18 protein-coding genes and 1 pseudogene are annotated in these 17,031 nt (G+C 65.8%); 12 read left to right on the plus strand and 7 right to left on the minus strand.

Annotation, left to right across the window (positions count from 1 at the left end):
• Nucleotides 1-54: 54 nt before the first annotated feature.
• The gene (locus CSW62_RS25930; RefSeq protein WP_099582597.1) at nt 55-945 is read left to right on the plus strand and encodes a fumarylacetoacetate hydrolase family protein; all 891 of its coding nucleotides are present in this window, start codon (nt 55-57) and stop codon (nt 943-945) included.
• Here the strand turns inward: CSW62_RS25930 and CSW62_RS25935 are convergent.
• Entirely contained in the window at nt 942-1,715 is a 774-nt protein-coding gene (locus CSW62_RS25935) for an SDR family NAD(P)-dependent oxidoreductase (protein WP_099582599.1), read from the minus strand. The two genes, CSW62_RS25930 and CSW62_RS25935, sit on opposite strands and share 4 nt — an antisense overlap.
• A 259-nt stretch (nt 1,716-1,974) precedes the next feature.
• On the opposite strand from CSW62_RS25935, the gene CSW62_RS25940 reads away from it, so the two are divergent.
• Nucleotides 1,975-4,410 carry a TonB-dependent receptor gene (locus CSW62_RS25940; RefSeq protein ID WP_199170744.1) on the plus strand — a complete coding sequence of 812 codons (2,436 nt, stop codon included), beginning with the start codon at nt 1,975-1,977 and terminating at the stop codon, nt 4,408-4,410.
• Between the two features lie 172 nt (nt 4,411-4,582).
• Here CSW62_RS25940 and CSW62_RS25945 read toward each other — a convergent pair whose 3' ends face one another.
• Together CSW62_RS25945 and CSW62_RS25950 are read right to left on the minus strand one after the other, a co-directional pair.
• A complete protein-coding gene (locus tag CSW62_RS25945; RefSeq protein WP_099582457.1) occupies nt 4,583-5,863 on the minus strand; it encodes a cytochrome P450 in 1,281 nt (426 codons plus the stop codon).
• A gap of 105 nt (nt 5,864-5,968) precedes the next feature.
• Complete coding sequence (locus tag CSW62_RS25950; protein ID WP_099504304.1) at nt 5,969-6,367, minus strand: limonene-1,2-epoxide hydrolase family protein; 399 nt, start codon at nt 6,365-6,367, stop codon at nt 5,969-5,971.
• 119 nt (nt 6,368-6,486) lie between these two features.
• Between CSW62_RS25950 and CSW62_RS25955 the strand changes: the two genes are divergently transcribed.
• Entirely contained in the window at nt 6,487-7,035 is a 549-nt protein-coding gene (locus tag CSW62_RS25955) for a glutathione peroxidase (RefSeq protein WP_099582458.1), read from the plus strand.
• A gap of 47 nt (nt 7,036-7,082) precedes the next feature.
• Here the strand turns inward: CSW62_RS25955 and CSW62_RS25960 are convergent, their stop codons facing one another.
• From CSW62_RS25960 to CSW62_RS25970, 3 genes are all read right to left on the minus strand, one after another.
• Entirely contained in the window at nt 7,083-8,009 is a 927-nt protein-coding gene (locus CSW62_RS25960) for a zinc-binding dehydrogenase (RefSeq protein WP_062097844.1), read from the minus strand.
• 83 nt (nt 8,010-8,092) lie between these two features.
• Nucleotides 8,093-8,671 (minus strand): 3-phenylpropionate/cinnamic acid dioxygenase subunit beta, encoded by a 579-nt coding sequence (locus CSW62_RS25965; protein WP_099582459.1) that lies wholly within the window; start codon nt 8,669-8,671, stop codon nt 8,093-8,095.
• A gap of 31 nt (nt 8,672-8,702) precedes the next feature.
• The gene (locus CSW62_RS25970) at nt 8,703-10,079 is read right to left on the minus strand and encodes an aromatic ring-hydroxylating dioxygenase subunit alpha (RefSeq protein ID WP_062097840.1); all 1,377 of its coding nucleotides are present in this window, start codon (nt 10,077-10,079) and stop codon (nt 8,703-8,705) included.
• Nucleotides 10,080-10,228: 149 nt separating this feature from the next.
• Here CSW62_RS25970 and CSW62_RS25975 point away from each other — a divergent pair, with 149 nt between their 5' ends.
• The 9 genes and pseudogenes from CSW62_RS25975 (at nt 10,229) to CSW62_RS26705 (ending at nt 15,781) form a co-directional block, all read left to right on the plus strand.
• Entirely contained in the window at nt 10,229-10,447 is a 219-nt protein-coding gene (locus tag CSW62_RS25975) for a ferredoxin (protein ID WP_062097838.1), read from the plus strand.
• Complete coding sequence (locus CSW62_RS25980; protein ID WP_099582598.1) at nt 10,444-12,027, plus strand: MFS transporter; 1,584 nt, start codon at nt 10,444-10,446, stop codon at nt 12,025-12,027. Before CSW62_RS25975 ends, CSW62_RS25980 begins: the two co-directional genes overlap by 4 nt.
• A gap of 5 nt (nt 12,028-12,032) precedes the next feature.
• A complete protein-coding gene (locus CSW62_RS25985) occupies nt 12,033-12,611 on the plus strand; it encodes an SDR family NAD(P)-dependent oxidoreductase (RefSeq protein ID WP_369827568.1) in 579 nt (192 codons plus the stop codon).
• Nucleotides 12,612-13,044: 433 nt separating this feature from the next.
• Nucleotides 13,045-13,299: a hypothetical protein gene (locus tag CSW62_RS26685; RefSeq protein WP_199170758.1), complete on the plus strand. Its 255-nt coding sequence runs from the start codon at nt 13,045-13,047 to the stop codon at nt 13,297-13,299.
• Nucleotides 13,300-13,348: 49 nt separating this feature from the next.
• On the plus strand, nt 13,349-13,555 hold the full coding sequence (locus CSW62_RS26690) for a hypothetical protein (RefSeq protein ID WP_199170759.1): 207 nt from the start codon (nt 13,349-13,351) through the stop codon (nt 13,553-13,555).
• Entirely contained in the window at nt 13,555-14,013 is a 459-nt protein-coding gene (locus CSW62_RS27320) for an SDR family NAD(P)-dependent oxidoreductase (RefSeq protein ID WP_199170760.1), read from the plus strand. The genes CSW62_RS26690 and CSW62_RS27320 overlap by 1 nt, the downstream gene beginning before the upstream one ends.
• Nucleotides 13,944-14,366: an SDR family NAD(P)-dependent oxidoreductase gene (locus CSW62_RS27325; RefSeq protein WP_199170761.1), complete on the plus strand. Its 423-nt coding sequence runs from the start codon at nt 13,944-13,946 to the stop codon at nt 14,364-14,366. Before CSW62_RS27320 ends, CSW62_RS27325 begins: the two co-directional genes overlap by 70 nt.
• 22 nt (nt 14,367-14,388) lie before the next feature.
• A pseudogene (locus CSW62_RS26000) lies at nt 14,389-15,215 on the plus strand (SDR family NAD(P)-dependent oxidoreductase).
• Between the two features lie 179 nt (nt 15,216-15,394).
• Nucleotides 15,395-15,781, plus strand: coding sequence for an SDR family NAD(P)-dependent oxidoreductase (locus CSW62_RS26705; RefSeq protein WP_199170762.1), 387 nt, complete (start codon nt 15,395-15,397; stop codon nt 15,779-15,781).
• Between the two features lie 210 nt (nt 15,782-15,991).
• Here CSW62_RS26705 and CSW62_RS26010 read toward each other — a convergent pair whose 3' ends face one another.
• The gene (locus CSW62_RS26010; protein WP_099582464.1) at nt 15,992-16,855 is read right to left on the minus strand and encodes an SDR family oxidoreductase; all 864 of its coding nucleotides are present in this window, start codon (nt 16,853-16,855) and stop codon (nt 15,992-15,994) included.
• Between the last annotated feature and the right edge of the window lie 176 nt (nt 16,856-17,031).

The following is a 17,031-nucleotide window of genomic DNA, read 5'->3' on the forward strand; positions in this document are numbered from 1 at the left end:
TGATCCGGGCGGACCGCGCTTCCCGGCTCGCCCGCCGATCGCAAGGAAATCACGATGCGATTGTTGTCCTTTGATCTGAACGGCGCGCCGACCACTGGCGTGCGTCTGGGCGATGAGGTGATCGATCTGGGCGTCGCCGCGCCGGATTTGCCGCGAGACCTCCGCGGGCTGCTGGCGGCTGGTCCCCAGGCCCTGGCGGCGGCCGAACGCGCCGCCGCCGCCGCGCCCGGCCACGCCCGTCACCCGCTCGAGCGCGTGCGCCACCTGGTGCCCATCCCTAGACCGGACAAGATCATCGGCCTGGGCAAGACCTACATGAAGCACGTCGCCGAAATGAACGCCGAGGCGTCGACGTTTCCAGGCATGTTCCTGCGCGCGCCCGATTCCATGGTCGCCCACAACCGGCCTATCTGGCGGCCGGAAGTCTCCGACACCCTCGACTACGAGGGCGAACTGATGGTTGTCATTGGCCGGGGCGGGTGGATGATCCCGCGCGAAAGCGCGCTCGAGCACGTCGCCGGCTATGCCTGCCACAACGACGGCAGCGTCCGCGCCTACAACTACATCCCTTCGGCGGTCACCGCCGGTAAGAACTTCCTCAACACCGGCGGGCTCGGTCCCGAGATCGTCACCGCTGACGAGTTGCCGCCAGGCTGCAAGGGCTTGCGGCTCACCACCCACGTCAACGGCGAGCTGCGGCAGAGCGCCGACATCGCCGAAATGCATTGGGACGTCGCGCACCTGGTTCACCTGATGTCGACGATCTTCACGCTCTATCCCGGCGACTTGATCGCCACCGGAACGCCTTCCGGCTGCGCGGCGGCGGCGGCCAGCCCCCAGTGGTTAACGCCGGGCGACGTGGTGCGCGTGGAGATCGAGGGCGTCGGGACGCTGGTCAATCCGATCGTGGACGCGCCCCGGGCAGGGGCGGGCGACCAAAGCTAGCGCACCATCATCAGACCGCCATCCACCGCCAGGGTCTGGCCGGTGATGAAGCGCGAGGCGTCGCTGGCCAGGAAGACCAGCACCGGCGCCATGTCCGCGTCCGGGTCGCCGAGCCGACCGCCCAGCGGGATCATCATGGCCATGCCCCGGTCGTGGGCCTCGAGCTGCTCGGGCGACATGCCCGCGCGGGTCGTGTCGTACATCGGCGTCCACATGCCGGGCGCGACCGCGTTGACCGAGACGCCGTAGCGTCCCCACTCCTGGGCGATCGTGCGCGTCCAGGCCAGGACCGCGCCCTTCGACGCGGCGTAGTGTGCGCAGCCGCGCAGGCCCATGGCGCCGGCCGCGGACGCGAAATTGACGATACGGCCGCCGCGCGCCTTGAGGTGGGGGAAGGCGGCTTGGTTGGCGATCATCGTGCCCTTGGCGTTGACACCAACCACCAGGTCCCACTCCTCGTCGGTGATCGCCTCCGCGGGCGTGTAGCGCTGGACCCCCGCGACGTGGATCAGGACATCAAGGCCGCCCATCTCTTCGACGGCCCGATTGATGGCCGCCGTCGCCGAGGTGCGCGAGGACACGTCACACAGATCGAAGGTCAGCCGCCCAGCGTCCCTGACCTCAGGCGCGCCGGCCGCGGCGACCGAAACATCCAGACCGCAGACTCTCGCGCCGGCCGCGGTCAACGCCCTGGCGGCGCTGGCCCCGATGCCGCGCGCCGCGCCCGTGACGATGATCTTCTTTCCCGAAAGGGTGGCTGTGTCTGTCATGCCGGTCTCGTCTGTCATCCGTATGCGGGGAGGTGGGGGCTTTGATGGGCGCTTGATGAGGCTTGGCCGCCCATGTGGCGAGCGCGCGACTGATCGTCGCGTTTTGGAATGATCTTCTTATCTCAGATTTTTATTCTTGCGACAGATTTCCAATTCTGTTTAGTTTGACTGTAAATATGGCGCTCGCTGGCGGCCATAAAAATGCGGGGCGCTAGACCCCCGAGGGGAGGTTTCGATGCCATTCAGGACCAATCAACCTGTGTCCAAATTTCTGTGGCGCGGAAGCGCGCTGGGCCTGCTGGCCTGCACGGCGCTGACGGCGCCTGCGTTCGCCCAGAGCGCCGCGCCTCAAGCCTCGCCCCAGTCGGACCAGCTGGAAGAAGTCGTCGTCACCGCCCGCCGGCAGGAGGAAAATCTCCAGAGCACGCCGGTCGCGGTCACCGCGATCGGGGCCGCCGCGCTGGAGCGCGCCCAGGTGGCCGACGTCACCGATCTCCAACGCACAACGCCCAGCCTCTCGATCGCCACCGGCGCGCCTTCCGCGTCGGGTTTCGCCTTCGTGGCTATGCGCGGCCAAGGCAACCTGCAGGCCCTGGTCTCCAACGACCCGGCCGTCGCCATCTATGTCGATGGCGTCTACATTCCGCGGCCCTCCCAAGGGCTCACCGACCTGCTCGACCTGCAGCGCGTCGAAGTCCTGCGCGGGCCGCAGGGGACGCTGTTTGGCCGCAACACCATCGGCGGCGCGGTCAACATCCTGTCCGCTGACCCGACCAGTCAATACAGCGGCCTGGTGAAGATCGAAGCGGGCAACTACGGTCAGTACGGCGCCAGCCTCGTGCTTAATGGCGGCCTGACCGACAAGATCTCCGGCCGACTGGTCGCCAACACCAAGAGCCGCGACGGGTACGGCCAGGACATTCCGCTGGGCCGCGACATCTGGGCCCAGGACAGCGATTTCGTTCGCGCCAAGCTCAAATACGAAGACGGTTCGGTTCGCCTGATCCTGTCGGGCGACTATAATAAGATCAAGGACAACGGCCAGTTCACCGCCCTGCATGCCTATGCGCCGGAGCTGTTTGGGCCCACCGGCTCGTTCGGGCCGTTCGGTCTGGCTTCGACCTTGAACGCCTCCCTGCACAATCGCGGCTTCTACGACAGTTACGCGACGGGCTTCTTCGTCCCGACGAGCAATCCCAACTTCGCCAGCCTGCCGGCCAATGTCCGGGCCATGTACTCGATGCCGCTGGGCAATCGCCTGGAGGCCTATGGCTTTGGCCTCAACGGTTCGGTGGACCTGGGCGGCGTGACCCTGAAGTCGATCACTGGCTATCGCTTCAGCGATACCGACGGCGTCGTCGACACTGACGGCACGCCCGCCCCGATCCTGACGACCTGGGCCGGCTACAGCTCCAAGCAATGGTCGCAGGAACTCCAGATCAACGGGGGCGTCGGCGAGAAGTTCACCTACATCGCGGGCGGCTATTTCTCCGATGAGAAGGGCCAGGAATTCAGCCGGTCGCAGAACTTCGGCTTCCTGCCGTATTCGGCCACCACCCGTCCCTATGCCGGCCTGGCCGGGCAAAACCTCGCCGACGTGCACAATCGCTCGGTCGGCGTCTTCGGTCAGGGCTACTATCAGCTGACCGAGGCCGTCCGGCTCGCGGGCGGGCTTCGCTGGACCTGGGACGATCGCGACACCAAGCTGTATAATTATTCCACTTGGGGCGTCGCCACGACGTGCAACCTGCCCAACCCGGATGTCGCGGGCGTATGCGCCCAGACCCAGAAGACCAGCTTCGACTATCCCGCTTGGACATTCGGCATCGACTGGCAGGTCAATGACGATGTGTTCGCCTATGTGCAGACGCGGCGGGCGTCCAAGTCTGGCGGCTGGAACACGCGCGCCGGCGGCCTTCCGGCCTTCCGGCCCGAGACCACGCGGGACGTCGAAGCGGGCCTAAAGGCCACATGGTTGGAAAACCGCCTGCGCACGAACATCGCCGTCTTCCACTCCTGGCAGTCGGACGTTCAGCGCAACGCCGCGGCGCTGACGCCGGCTGGGGCCAGCACCCAATTCATCGTCAACGCCGGCGACGCCCGGGTCTATGGCGTGGAGCTGGAAGGCGCCTACCGTCCTTGGACGGGCATGGAGCTGACCAGCAGCCTCAGCCTGATGAACGGCAAGTATAAGAGCGGATCGTTCATCGAGCAGCAGTCCGTGCCGGGCGCGTCCTTGACGGGCTGCAAGGCCGCGGGCGCCTCGTCGATCTGCCCGGTGGACCGGAGCGGCGAGGAATTGCCGCAGCTTCCCAAGGTTCAATTCAACCTGGGCGCCACCCAGACCCTGCCCACCTCGTTCGGGCGCGTGTCGCTGCACGCCGACTACGCCTATCTGGGCAAGCAGTTCTATAATCCGGTCACGCCGGCCGCCCAGCAATCGGCCACGACCCAGGGCATCTATGCGACGGCGAACGTCCTGACCCGCACGCCAGGCTATGGTCTGCTGAACGCCCGCTTTACCGTCGAATTCGACGCTCACAACATCGAACTGGCCATCTACGGGAAGAACCTGACCAAGAAGGAATACAACGTCCGCCAGTTCGCCGACGTCTATGCCGCGGGTCTTGGCTTTGCGACGGACTTCATCGGCGAGCCGCGAACCTACGGAGCCTCCCTCACCAAGCGTTTCTAATCCCGCAGTTCCGCTCGGGGCTGACTGGCCGTCGACCGCTTAACGGTCGGCGGCTTTTTTCATAAGCAATGTTCGGCCGAAAAGAGTTTCGCCGACGCCAAAAGGGCCCCCATCGCGCGATGGGGGCCCTGCGCTTCGCGCCGCGGCGCAGCGGGAAATGGGGTGCGAGCGCCTACGGGGCGTCCCACACCACATGGACCGCGTCCGGGCCGCGCAAGGAGACGCCTCGCACCTCCGGCCGGGGGTGGGCCGGGTCCAGACGCAGATTGGGCAGCATGTCTAGAAGGAGACCGACCGCCTCCTCGATCTCCACCTTGGCCAGCCACATCCCGACGCACATGTGGGCGCCAAAACCAAACCCGAAGGCCGCCATCTGCTTGCGGTCGATGTCGAACGCGTCGGGATTGTCAAACACGGCCTCGTCGCGGTTGGCCGAGGCGACGCAGGCCGAAATGATCGCGCCCTTGGGGATGGTCACGTCCTGCAGCGTGACCTCGGTCTGGCACTCGCGGACCTTGAACGTGGCGACCGCGTCGTGGCGGACGCTCTCGTCCAAGACCTTCCGCATCAAGGTCCGATCCGCCCGCAGGCGCTCGAGCACCTCGGGGTGGTCGAAGAGGTGGGTCATCATGATCGCGAAGGTCCTGGAGGTGGTCTCCGACGCGGCGGGCAGCATCATCCGCACGAAATTGGTGATCTGATGATCGTTCAGGGTTCGACCCTCGAACTCGGCCCGGATCAGGCGGCTGATCAGGTCCGCGCCCTCGGCGCCGGAAGCCCGGCGGGCCTGGACGGCGGCCAGGGTCGGGTCATAGAGCTCCTGGAAGGCCTGGAACGCCGCGCGTTTGGCCTCCGGGTCGTTGGCCATGCCGCCCAGCACTTTCAGCGCCTTGGTGGCGAAGGCTTCGAGCGCAGCGGGATCGTCGTCCTGGAAGCCCAGGACAGCGTAGACCACGTGAATGGGGAACATCACGCCGACGCTGCCGATCAGCTCGGCCTTGCCCAGCGGCACGAGCGGCTCAACGAACGAGCGCTTGATTAGGGGGCGGATATAGGTCTCGCGCCATTCTTCCATGACCGCGGGCGTGAACGAGGGTTGCAAGATGCCGCGTAGCTGCCGGTGCTCATCGCCGTCCAGCCCCGTGATCATCAGCCCGTCGAGGAACGGACCCAGGCCCGTCTCCATCAGGATCCCGCTCGTGAAGGTCTTGGTGTCGCGCAACACCTTCATCACGTCGGCGTGCTTGAAGATCGTATAGATCGGCCGGCCCGTTTGGCCCGCGAAGGAGGCCGCGCCCAGCTCGGCGCAGATGTCGCCCTCCATCACGGGCAGGTTGTTTCGATGGTGGCGATAGATCGCCTCGAGGTTCTTGTCGTTGCCCGCGAACAGGGCGCCGACCTGGGCGAAGCCGTCGGCAAGATCCTTGTTGGGAGCCATCTGGGCGGTGCTCATCGGTGTTCCTTCCCGGAAGTTCGGCCCGCTGTGCGGACTCAGATTATTTCAAATGCAGAATAGTATTCTAGAAGAGAAGTCCATGGGAATTTGGCTTTGGGTCCTTCAGTGTCCGTGGATCGCGCTGACGGCGCCCGGGTCGGTGTAGTCTCGCCATCGAACGAGCCGGCCGTCGTCGTCCAACTCGAAAACGCCCGCGATCGAGAAGGCGCCGATCTCGCGCCCGTCGGCGGCCAGGAGGCGATCAACGCGCTCGGTCAGGACGACATTGCCCGTCGCGGCGATATGCAGTGTTTCCACGATGATTGTCGCATAGCCCATGCTGGCCTCGAACTGCGCGCCCAGCGCCAGCGCCTCGTCGGCGCCGACCGTGCGCGACAGGCCCATATTGGTCCATTCCGTGTCGGCCCGAAAAAGATCGCGGATCGCCTGCTCGAGCCGCTCGGGCCCCTCGGACCAGGCGTCCAGAAAGGTCCGGATAATATCGATCGGCGCACGGCTCATCGGGCGCGTTCCTTAAGAATTCTGATGGCGGAATTTAATTTCGACGCGCGATGCCGATGGCGCTTTGCTAGGCTGCGCGCTGACGGCGGCAAGCGCCGCAGGCAATCAATGGAGTCCCCATGACCGACGCGATCACCGCCATCCCTTTGACCCGCATCGGCGGCGAACCGGACACGCTGGCCAACCACGCCGGTAAGGTTCTGCTGATCGTCAATGTCGCTTCCAAATGCGGATTGACGCCGCAATACGAGGGGCTCGAGGCGCTTTATCGCGCCAAGCAGGCCGAGGGCCTGGAGGTGCTGGCGTTCCCGGCCAACAACTTCAACGGCCAGGAACCGGGCGCCGACGACGAAATCGCCAGCTTCTGCAAGACCAGCTACGACGTCACCTTTCCGCTCTACGCCAAGATCAGCGTCAAGGGCGACGACATCCATCCGCTGTACGCGGGGCTGACGGCCTTGAAGCCGGAGGCGACCGGCGATGGGCCGATGCGCGCGCGGCTGAAAGGCTATGGTATCGCCACGGGCGGTCCGGGCGAGGTGGTCTGGAATTTCGAAAAATTCCTGGTCGGTCGTGATGGCCAGGTCATCGACCGGTTCGCGCCGGATATCGACGCGGCCGACCCGCGTCTGGTCACCGCGGTGGACAAGGCGCTGTCGGCGGACTGAGGTCCGCCGCCCATGGCGAAGGGGGGGAGGGCCCTTCGCCATGGCGCCTAGCGCACCTTCGCGGTGATCTTAGCGTGGGGGCCTGACACCTGGGCGGCCCAGGCCGCCGCGGCGTCGGCGAAGTCATAGTCGACGTAGTCGATGATCAGCTTCTGAGCCTTCTGCATCGCCAGCAGCCGCCGCCAGATCGCTTCGCGATCGGCGGGCGGGCGTTGTCCGGTGCCGATGCAGGTGAGGGTGCGAAACAGCAGGTCGCCGATGTTGAGTTCGACCACCCGGCCCGCGCCCGTGCCGATGGTGATCAGCCGCGCGCCCCACTTGGTGGCCTTGACCGCCGACAAGAACGGCTTGCCGAACACAAGATCGAGCACGATGTCGAAGCCGTCCCCGCCGCTGGCGGCCTTGAGCGCTTCGGTGTCGTTCTCACCGCCCAGGGCGACGCCGGCGTCGGCCAGGCCGCGTTCGACGAGCCGATCCAGGGCGGCTGGGTTGCGGGCTGCGGCCACGATGCGACCCGCCCCGAGGCTTCGGGCCAACTGCAGGCCGATCTGTCCCAGGACGCCCGTGGCGCCGAGGATCAGTACGCTCTCCCCGGGCTGGATGTTAGCCGCTTCCAACGGCACCAGAATCCCGGTGCCGGCGATGCCCATGGTGATGGCGGTGCGATCGTCGATGTCGTCGGGAACATCCCAGACCTCCGCCGCCGGAACCAGGGTCTTTTCCGCCCAGGCCCCCCACGGCGCGATCGAGCGTTCGCCGAAATAGACCCGCCGTCCATCCTCGGCGCGGCCAACGCCCTCGCCGCGGATGACGCAAGGATATTCAACGCCGAGACGATAGGCGCCCAGGACGTCCCAGCCTCCGAGCCCGGCGGTGTCGACATCGATAAGGACCGATCCCACCCGCGCCGTCGGTTCGGGAAAATCCTGAAGGACCGGAGCGACTCCGTTGCCGGAGATGACGGCGGCGCGCATGTGGCAAATCCTGGATTGGTCTTGGAACCAAGATCGGCGACGGTCTGGTGAGCCAGACCGCCGCCGATCAGAGCTGTGTCAGCTCAGAGAAAGATGGCGAGGTTCGGGAAGCCCAGCACCGTCTGGTCGACGATGATTTCCCGCCGCGCCAACTTGAAGCTGGCGCCATGGCGTCGCAGCAGATCGTGGCGGACGCAGCTGAGGAACAGCAGATTGGTTTCCTCGAAGCGGCTGCGGCTGCAGAGCAGATAGCTCTTCACCTCGAACTCGTCGGGATTGTCCGTCGATTCGACCAGAATGTTGGTGATCAGACGTCGCGTGCGAGACGGCGGATCCTCGGCCCAGGCGCTGCGGGTGTCGGTGATGCGTCCGACCCGGCCTCGGATCGAGGCGTAGGTTTCGTCGAAGTGCATCACGGTCCGGACGATGGAGGCCGCGTTCTGGCTCAGGGGCCGGGTTTGGCGCACCGGGCAGGTGTAACGCAGATCGGTGTCGAGGCGCTCGACCCATTCGGCGAGCCGGATCTCGTCGAGCAGCCAGGCCTCCTCATAGAGAAACTCGGCGATTTGATTATAGGCGGGCGAGCCCACGGGCACGCGATTGGCTCGGAAAGCGTCCGGCGCGACGGCGGTGTCGGCGGTAGCGGTGACGTCGATGGTCATGGCGGTCAGGTCCTGATGATGGCGGCGATGATCAGAGCGAGCTGTTCATCAGGTCGCGGTAGGCCAGCCACCAGTTCCACTGGGTGTCGTCCTTGGTGAAGCCTTCGTAGACCAGGGCCGGGCCGGGCCAGTCGGCCCGCGGAGGCGTGGTGCAGACGGCCTGATACTTCATCGTGATGTTGCGCGCGGCCGCGCCTTTGGCCGTTTGGGTGATGTGGGGCCAGGTGTCGGAGTCGTCCTGCTCGACCATGCCCGAGGTGCCCAGCATCCGGACCGCGAATTGCAGGGCCTTTTGCTTGTGCTCTTCGGGGGCGTCCTTCTCGGCCAGGATGAAGTTGCAGAACTCCAGCTCGTCCGGCCCCTTAGGAATATAGGTGTGCAGGGAGGTCAGGCCGATGATCTCGCCATCGGGCTGAGGCACATAGATGAAGGCGATCAGGACGTTGGGGAACATCCCGCCGACCTGCGGCGGACTGTCGACCAGCAGGCCCAGCTGTTCAGGCGTCAGGTTGCGGATCAGCTGGGGCAGCATTTCCTTGGTGATGCCGGGCGGCGGCACGATCGCCAGCTTCTCCTCGAGCGTCAGGTTCCCGTCGCGGAAGCCGGCGGCCTGCTTGAACTTGTTGGCGGCGGGCATGCACCGCAGCGCATGGCCCTGGAGCGAACTGACTTCGGTGCCGTACATCGAGGTGGTCAGGTCGCCATCGCCGAACTTGGCGAACTCGCCAAGCCAACGGTGCAGCGTCAGGGTGTGGAAGCCGTCGGCGGCCGACTGTTCGCAGGCGGTCTTCCAGTTGGCTTTAATCGTGAAGCGCTGCGGAGGGCCGAGAACTTCCAGGCCCCGATCCGTGCGCTGGAACAGCATGTCGTAGTACCACTTCATCTCGCCGAGGAACTCGTCGAACGAGGGGCCGTCGAGATTCCAGGTCGCGAAGATCAGGCCCCCGTAGAGGTGGGTGCGCGCCTGGGTCAGGCCGAGCTTTTCCTTGGGCAGAATCGTGCCGTGCATCTGCTCGGCGGCGACGGGCGCGCCAATGAAGTCGCCGTCGTTCTTGAACGCCCAGCCGTGATAGATGCAGGTGTGAACCTTGGCGTTGCCCGCGTCGCTGGTGCACACGCGCATGCCCCGGTGCGGGCACACGTTGAGCATAACCCGGATCGAGCCGTCCTTCTGACGCGTGATCAGCACCGGGTCCGAGCCCATCAGTCGCGTGATGAAGTCGCCCGAGTTCGGGATCTCGCTCTCATGGCCCAGCAACAGCCAGGTCTTCCCGAACACCTTGCGCATCTCGATGTCGTAGAGTTCCGGGTCCGAGATCGCCCGAAGTTGGACCTCGCGCGTCTGCACGTTGATCAAGTCGTCGATCGTCGTCCCGTCGGAAAGCGTCGTCCGTGTCCGGTCCAGCATGGGTGTCCTCCGCAGCGCTAGGCGCCATATAATTTTGAACAGAGGTGGCATTTCTGTATAGAAAATGCAACTGTTCGATTCAGTGAGGAACGACGGGCCGCTGGCCCTCCGGAGAAGCCCCAAAGGGGCGCCCGGCACGGAGGAAGGTTATGAGTTCAGAAGCGACCCCGCATCGCGTCAGGGCGGACCGAAGCGCCTGCTGCGGCTATGGCACCTGCGTGGAGATCTGCCCCGAGATCTATCAGCTCGAGGGGGGGCTTGTGGTTGTGACCACCGACATCGTGCCCGCCGAGCTGTTGGAACGGGCGATCGAAGGCGCAGAGTCCTGCCCCCAAGGCGCCATCGTCGTGGAAGCCGTTGAGGGATGACGGCCGTCCCAGACGCCGCGAGCAGCGCGGTCGCCGCCCCAGCCCGCGCGTCCGGCCGGCCCAGGCTGCCCGGGCTATTGTCGCTGTCCTTGTTGGGCGTGCCGCTAACGGCGCTGTCGCTGCCGCTCGTCGTCATGATTCCGGAACACTATGCGACGGTTCTGGGCCTGCCGCTGGCGTTGATCGGCCTGATCTTCACCAGCGTGCGCGTGTTCGACATCGTCGTTGACCCGCTGCTCGGCGCGGCGATGGATCGAACCCACACCCGCTGGGGCCGCTATCGCCCATGGCTGGTCCTGGGCGCGCCGGCGCTCATGTTGGCCGTCTATCTGTTGTTCATGGCCAAGCCAGGCGTGGGACCCGTCTATCTGCTGGTGACCCTGACGGCCAGTTTCTTGGGGTGGTCTGTCCTGTCGCTGGCGCAACTGGCGCTCGCCTCCGGCCTGGCGGCTGGCTACGACGAGCGCTCGCGGGTCTATGCCTGGCTTCAGTTCGCCTCTCTGCTGGGCATTCTGACCGTGATGGGTTTTCCCATCATCTCGGCCAAGCTTGGCGGGACCGGCTTGCCGCCCACCCAGCTCATGGGGTGGATCATCATCGTCCTGACCGCGCCGGCGGTGGCTTTGGCCGCCTGGCGCGTCCCGGAGACCACGCTCGTCACCCAAAGGCATATCGTCGGGATCAAAGCCTATCTGGCCGTGGTCGGCCGCAAAGCCGTCTTCAGGATCGCCGCCATCGACCTTCTGTTTGGCCTTGGGTTTGGCACCGCCTCGGCGATGCTGGTGTTCTTCGTGACCGCCGCCAAGGGGCTGGAGCGCAGCGCCGTCGGCGTCGTTCTGATCGCCCAGGTGGTCACGGCCATGATCACCGTACCCGCCGTAGCCTGGCTGGCGCGGCGGCTCGACAAGCATTTCGTGCTTGGAATATCGGGCCTTCTGGCCGCCATCGTCAGCGTGGCGTTCATCTTCCTGCCTGACCACAATCTGCCGGCGATGGCGGTGGGCATGATGGGCTGGGGGCTGTCGTTCGGCGCCTTCAACCTGCTGCCACGCGCGATGATGGCCGATGCGGGCGACGAACTGCGGCTCGAATCCGGCTCGGATCAAACCGCCGTGCTCTATGCGCTGTTGATCAGCAGCTGGAAGTTGGGCGGCGCCCTGGCGGTCGGCCTGGCCTTCGCCGCCCTGGCTCTGGTCGGCTACAAGCCCGCGCTTCTGGGCGCGAACACCCCACAAGCCATCTCCGGCTTGGAAATGGTGTTCGCGGGTCCTTCGGCGGCGCTGTTTCTCCTGGGAGCCTGGCTGGCCTTCACCTATCCGCTGACGCGCGAAAAGCATGCGGCCATCCGCCTCGAGCTGGACGCGCGTGATGCGGCGAGCGGAGACGCGGGCGCTGGCGCGCGCGGCGACTCAGGCGCGGCGGCGCGCCCGGCCGGGCGCGTCGCGTCTCAGGCACCGGGGGCGGCAGGCCGCCGCCGCCGCCGCGCTTCGGTCGTCGCGGAGGGCGCGGTGGTCGCGGATGCGACGTCAACGCCGAGGCGCGCCGAGACCGCGCGGCTGGTCGCCCAGACGGGAGGATGACCACCATGGCCTGCGATCTTGGCGACCCTGACGGCGCGCGGGCCTGGATCGACCAGGCCGTCGCCGACTACGGCAAGATCGACATTCTCTACAACAACGCCTCGGCCGCGAAGTTCGGCTCGATCGCCGAGCTTTCGATCGAGGACTGGCGCTACACCCTGCGAAACGAGCTCGACCTCGTCTTCCTGACGACGAAGTTCGCCTGGCCCCATCTGGCCAAGCACGGCGGGGTGATTATCAATGTGGCGTCCACGGCGGGATGGCAGGGCTCGCGCGGCAACGGAACCATCGCCCACAACGCCACCAAGGGCGGTGTGGTGGCGATGACCCGGCAGATGGCGCTGGAGGGCGCCGCGGTCGGCATCCGCGCCAACAGCATCAGCCCCGGCTTCGTCGTCACGCCGGGAACGCGCGCCTTTGTCGAAAACCCCACCGTCCGCGCCCAGCTGACCGCCAATATTCCGCTCGGCCGTCCAGGCGAGCCGGAGGATATCGTCGGCATGGCCGCCTTCCTGGCCACCGACGAAGCGGCCTTCATCACCGGTGCGGACATCATCATCGATGGCGGCACGACCGCCTGTTAGCCAAGCGACAAGACGAGGAACTGGACCATGGATATCCGGGGTATCGGCTATCTGGGCTTTGAAAGCCCCAACATCGAGGCCTGGCGCAGCTACGGACCCGAAGTCCTGGGTCTGGCCATCGCGCCCTCGCCGGAGGACGAGCCGGACGCGCTCTATCTGAAGATGGACGATCGGCGCTATCGTTTCGCCTTCCAGCCTGGGCCGATCGACAAGCTGGCCTATATCGGCTGGGAATGCGTCAACCGGATCGCGTTCGAAAAGGCCGTCAAGAAGCTCCAGGACGCGGGCATCGCCTTGGAGCAGGGCGGCGATGACCTCAAGGTTCGCCGCGGGGTGCGCGATGTGGTCCGATTCAAGGATCCCGTGGGCTATCAGTACGAGCTGTTCTACGGCCAGAAGGGCGAGCCTGGCTCGTTTGTGCCGGGCCGTCGCCATGGCGGCTTCAACACCTACGGCCGGGGCTTTGGCCCATGTCGTGGTGATGACCCCGGAATATGGCCCGGAGCTGGACGACTTCCTGATCAATATCATGGGCTTCCAATGGTATGGATCGGGCGCGGGCAAGGGCCGGACCGGGTTCTATCGCGCCGGGCTCAACAACCTGACCAGCCACGACATCGGCTATGGCCACGCCCCCGGTCGGATGGGCATCCAGCACATCGGCCTGTTGACCGGCGATCTTCCGTGATGTCGGCGAAACCTGGGACATCGTCAACAAGCGCCAGATCCAAGTGCAGATGACCCTGGGGCAACACACCCAGGACCCGCATTTCTCCTTCTACCACTTCAGCCCTTCGGGCTTCGCCGTCGAAGTGATCGCCGAAACCCACCCCTGGCCCGGCGATCCCTTCGAACTGAACGCCGAGCGCCTGAGCTACTGGGGGCACCAGCTGGTCGGGCCCATCCTCGGCACGACCATCCGCACGCCCGAGGAGCTGCGCTGATGGGGCTGCTCGACGGCAAGGTCGCCTTGGTCACGGGCGGCGGCGGCGGCATCGGCCGCGGCATCGCCCGCCGTTTCATCCGGGAAGGCGCGACCGTCCTGGTCGCCGAATTCAACGAGGACTATTGCGCGACCATCAAGGCGGAGCTGACCGAGGAGCTGGGCGGGCGGGCCGAAGTGATTAAGGCCGATGTGCGCGTCAAGGACCAGATCCAGGGCGCGGTGCAGAAGGCGGTCGATCTGTTCGGCGGCCTCGACATCCTCGTCAACAACGCCTTCACCCTCAGCCCCAAGGTCCTGCTCGAGCAGAAGACCGACGAGATGCTGGACAGCACCCTGCATTCGGGCTCTGGGCGGGGTGGTGGGCCATGCAAGCCGCGCGGCCCCACATGGCCGCCCGCGGCGGCGGCTCGATCATCAACTTCTATTCGATCGACGTGGAGACAGCCGCCTGGCTGAACGCCGACTACAACATCACCAAATCGGCGCTCCGCGGCCTCACGCGCAGCGCCGCCCACGAGTGGGGGCGGTTCAACATCCGGGTCAACCTGCTGTCGCCGGCGGCGATGGGCACGGTCTTTCACCGCATGGCCGAGGCCATGCCGGGCTTCGCCGAGATGGCGGCCTCGCGCAAGCCTCTGCTGCGCAACGGCGACCCTGAAGAGGATATCGCGCCCGTCGCGGTGTTCCTGGCCTCGGAGATGTCGCGCTTCGTGACCGGCGAACTGATCAACGTCGATGGCGGTCTGCACATGCCAGGCTACCAGTCGCGACCGCCGAACGTCGCGGAGATGGAACAACAAGGCGGCTAGAGCCGTCCAAGGGGAGACACAGATGGGTTTACTGGACGGCAAGGTGGCGCTGGTCACCGGCGCGGCCGGCTCTATCGGCTCGGAGACGGCGCTGGCGCTGGCCGAAAAGGGCGCGCGGGTCGTGCTGACCGACCTTCGGGCTCCGGAGCTTTCAGCGGTCACCGATCGCTTGCAGGCGCAAGGTCACGAGGTGGCCTGCAAGGTCGGGGACATCACCGACGAGGACGACATCCGGGCGGTGGTCGAGTTCGCCGTCGCGACCTTCGGCGGCGTCGACATCCTCGACAACAACGCCGGCGCGACGGGCTTTTCATCCCGCGACCTGGACATCCCTGAGATGCCCGTCGAGCTTTGGGATCAGGTCCAGTCGATCAACGCCCGCGCGCCGATGCTGTTTTGCAAGCACGCCATCCCGTCGATGCTGGCGCGGGGCGGCGGATCGATTGTCAACATCTCGTCGGGCCAGTCCCTTTCGGGCGACGTCAGCAATTTCGCCTATGCGGCGGGCAAGGCGCGGTGAACGCCCTGACCCGTCACCTGGCGACCGCATATAGCCCCAAGGGCGTGCGGGTCAACGCCATCGCCGCAGGTCTGATTATCCAGCCGGGCATGGAGCAACGGCTGCCCGCGCACATCCAGAACATCTTCCTGAGCCATTGCCTGGTGCCGCGCCTGGGGACCCCGCGCGACATCGCCAACATGGTGGTGTTCCTGGCGTCCGACCTCAGCTCCTACGTCACCGGCCAGATCCTCTCCGTCGACGGCGGGTTCACCGCGCACCTGCCCAGCGTGGCCGACATGCGGCCCACTATCGAAGGCATGAGAAAGGCGCCCGGCCAATGGAGTTGAAGGGAAAAACCGTCGTCCTGACCGGGGCCTCCGCCGGCATTGGCGCGGCGACGGCGCTCGATCTGAGCAACGCCGGTGCAATCTGGTGCTGACGAGCCGCCGGCTGGAGAAGCTCGAGGCGCTGGCCGCGACCTTGCCGGGCCCCAGCGCCTTGCTGGCGGCGGATATCGCCGAGCCCGATGTTCCAGAGCAACTTCTGGCGTTGGCCAAGGCGCGATTTGGCGCGCGCCGACGTGGTGATCAACAATGCCGGGGTCATGGCCGTCGGAACGATGGACACCATCGATCTCGACGCCGTCAGCTACATGATCCGGGTTAACTTCGAGGCCGTGGTGCGCTCGTCCTACGTGTTCGCTCGAGAGTTTCGCGGTCAGTCGTCTGGCGCGATCATCAACGTGTCGAGCATCAGCGCCTACCTGATCTCCCGGGCGGGCGGCGTCTATGGGGGCTCAAGCATGCGCTCGAGGCCTTCACCCAATCGCTGCGGATCGAACTGGCCGGCGCTGGCGTCAAGGTCGGATCGATCGCGCCGGGTTCGACCTCAAGCGAGATGTTCGACAGGATGATGGCGGCGGCGAAGATTGAAGATCCGGTCGCGCTCGATCCCGAAGATATTCGCTCGGGCCATCCGGTTCATGCTTGAGCAGCCGACCACGCGACCATCGCGCGCCTGGCGATCTATCCGCAAAGCGAAGCCCACTAAGCCGGGCCTCTCCAAGGCCGCGATGCGTCATCCCCGCGGCGGTGCGGGGATGACGACCCGGCGCGGTGGGGCCCTAGGCGGCGGAGGCCGCTTCGAGAGTGGCCTGACGCTCCAGCCCCATTTCCTGCATTTCGCGCTTGAGGGTGGGATAGTAGGCGATCGCGCCCTGTAGGCCGCCCGAGACATCGATCGAGGCCGCGCTCAGGAAGGTCGCAAGGTCGCTGGCCAAGAACAGGCAGACATTGGCCACCTCCTCGGGACGGCCGAACCGACCGAGGGGCACGACCTTGACCACCATTTCGAGGAACTCCTCGCGCGAGATGGACGGGGGCATCTCCTTGTAGTGGCGATCCCACTGGCCCGTATCGATCCAACCCATGTTCAGGCTGTTGACCAGGATGTTGTCCTTGGCCAGCTGCTGGCCCAAGAGCTTGGCCAGGGCGATCCCCGCGGCGCGGTTGGTCACCGAGGGAATGCCGTCCGGCGTCGGCAGGGCCCCGGCCAGGGCGTTGATGTTGATGATCCGCCCCCACTGTTGCGCGCGCATGTGAGGCACGACCGCCTGGACGAACCGGAAATGGGCGATCTGGATGTTGTTGGCGTGGTCGAGGATATCCTCGGGCTCCAAGGTTTCGAGGCTGCCGCCCTTGCCCTGGCCGGCGTTGTTGACCAGCACGTCGACGCCGCCCCAGGTTTCGGCGACCTGATTGACGAAGGCGCGAACGGCGGCGGTATTGCGCACATCGAGCGCGACTGCGATGACCTCCGCGGCGCCAAGCACGCGCATGTCTTCAGCGACGGCCGACAGCGTGTCGGGGTTGCGCGAGCAGATCGCCAGCCGCACGCCTTCGCGGGCGAAGGCCGCGGCCGTGGCCCGCCCGATTCCTCGGCTCGCGCCGGTCACAATCACCCGTTTGGCGCTCAGATCGATATGCATGTCCGATGTTTCCTCGAAGCTTCTGACGAGCTGTCCGATGTCGATATTTTCTAGTCAAAACTCCGGTTTTTGTCTCGTTTATTTTCCGAAAGCGGGCCGTACGCGGTTTGCGCGCCGAGGCGACGCAAGTTAGGCTGAAGATTGTATATCGGAGCACCCCAAGCATGACCTTCAGC

The organism is Caulobacter sp. FWC2, assembly GCF_002742625.1.
In the GTDB taxonomy this organism is placed as follows: Bacteria; Pseudomonadota; Alphaproteobacteria; order Caulobacterales; family Caulobacteraceae; genus Caulobacter.

Coding starts and splice junctions, on each gene's coding strand:
- CSW62_RS25930 (WP_099582597.1), top strand. CDS start 55: ATGCGATTGTTGTCCTTTGATCTGAACGGCGCGCCGACCACTGGCGTG.
- CSW62_RS25935 (WP_099582599.1), bottom strand. CDS start 1,715: ATGACAGACACAGCCACCCTTTCGGGAAAGAAGATCATCGTCACGGGC.
- CSW62_RS25945 (WP_099582457.1), bottom strand. CDS start 5,863: ATGAGCACCGCCCAGATGGCTCCCAACAAGGATCTTGCCGACGGCTTC.
- CSW62_RS25950 (WP_099504304.1), bottom strand. CDS start 6,367: ATGAGCCGTGCGCCGATCGATATTATCCGGACCTTTCTGGACGCCTGG.
- CSW62_RS25955 (WP_099582458.1), top strand. CDS start 6,487: ATGACCGACGCGATCACCGCCATCCCTTTGACCCGCATCGGCGGCGAA.
- CSW62_RS25960 (WP_062097844.1), bottom strand. CDS start 8,009: ATGCGCGCCGCCGTCATCTCCGGCAACGGAGTCGCTCCGGTCCTTCAG.
- CSW62_RS25965 (WP_099582459.1), bottom strand. CDS start 8,671: ATGACCATCGACGTCACCGCTACCGCCGACACCGCCGTCGCGCCGGAC.
- CSW62_RS25970 (WP_062097840.1), bottom strand. CDS start 10,079: ATGCTGGACCGGACACGGACGACGCTTTCCGACGGGACGACGATCGAC.
- CSW62_RS25975 (WP_062097838.1), top strand. CDS start 10,229: ATGAGTTCAGAAGCGACCCCGCATCGCGTCAGGGCGGACCGAAGCGCC.
- CSW62_RS25980 (WP_099582598.1), top strand. CDS start 10,444: ATGACGGCCGTCCCAGACGCCGCGAGCAGCGCGGTCGCCGCCCCAGCC.
- CSW62_RS25985 (WP_369827568.1), top strand. CDS start 12,033: ATGGCCTGCGATCTTGGCGACCCTGACGGCGCGCGGGCCTGGATCGAC.
- CSW62_RS26685 (WP_199170758.1), top strand. CDS start 13,045: ATGGCGGCTTCAACACCTACGGCCGGGGCTTTGGCCCATGTCGTGGTG.
- CSW62_RS26690 (WP_199170759.1), top strand. CDS start 13,349: ATGACCCTGGGGCAACACACCCAGGACCCGCATTTCTCCTTCTACCAC.
- CSW62_RS27320 (WP_199170760.1), top strand. CDS start 13,555: ATGGGGCTGCTCGACGGCAAGGTCGCCTTGGTCACGGGCGGCGGCGGC.
- CSW62_RS27325 (WP_199170761.1), top strand. CDS start 13,944: ATGGCCGCCCGCGGCGGCGGCTCGATCATCAACTTCTATTCGATCGAC.
- CSW62_RS26705 (WP_199170762.1), top strand. CDS start 15,395: ATGTTCCAGAGCAACTTCTGGCGTTGGCCAAGGCGCGATTTGGCGCGC.
- CSW62_RS26010 (WP_099582464.1), bottom strand. CDS start 16,855: ATGCATATCGATCTGAGCGCCAAACGGGTGATTGTGACCGGCGCGAGC.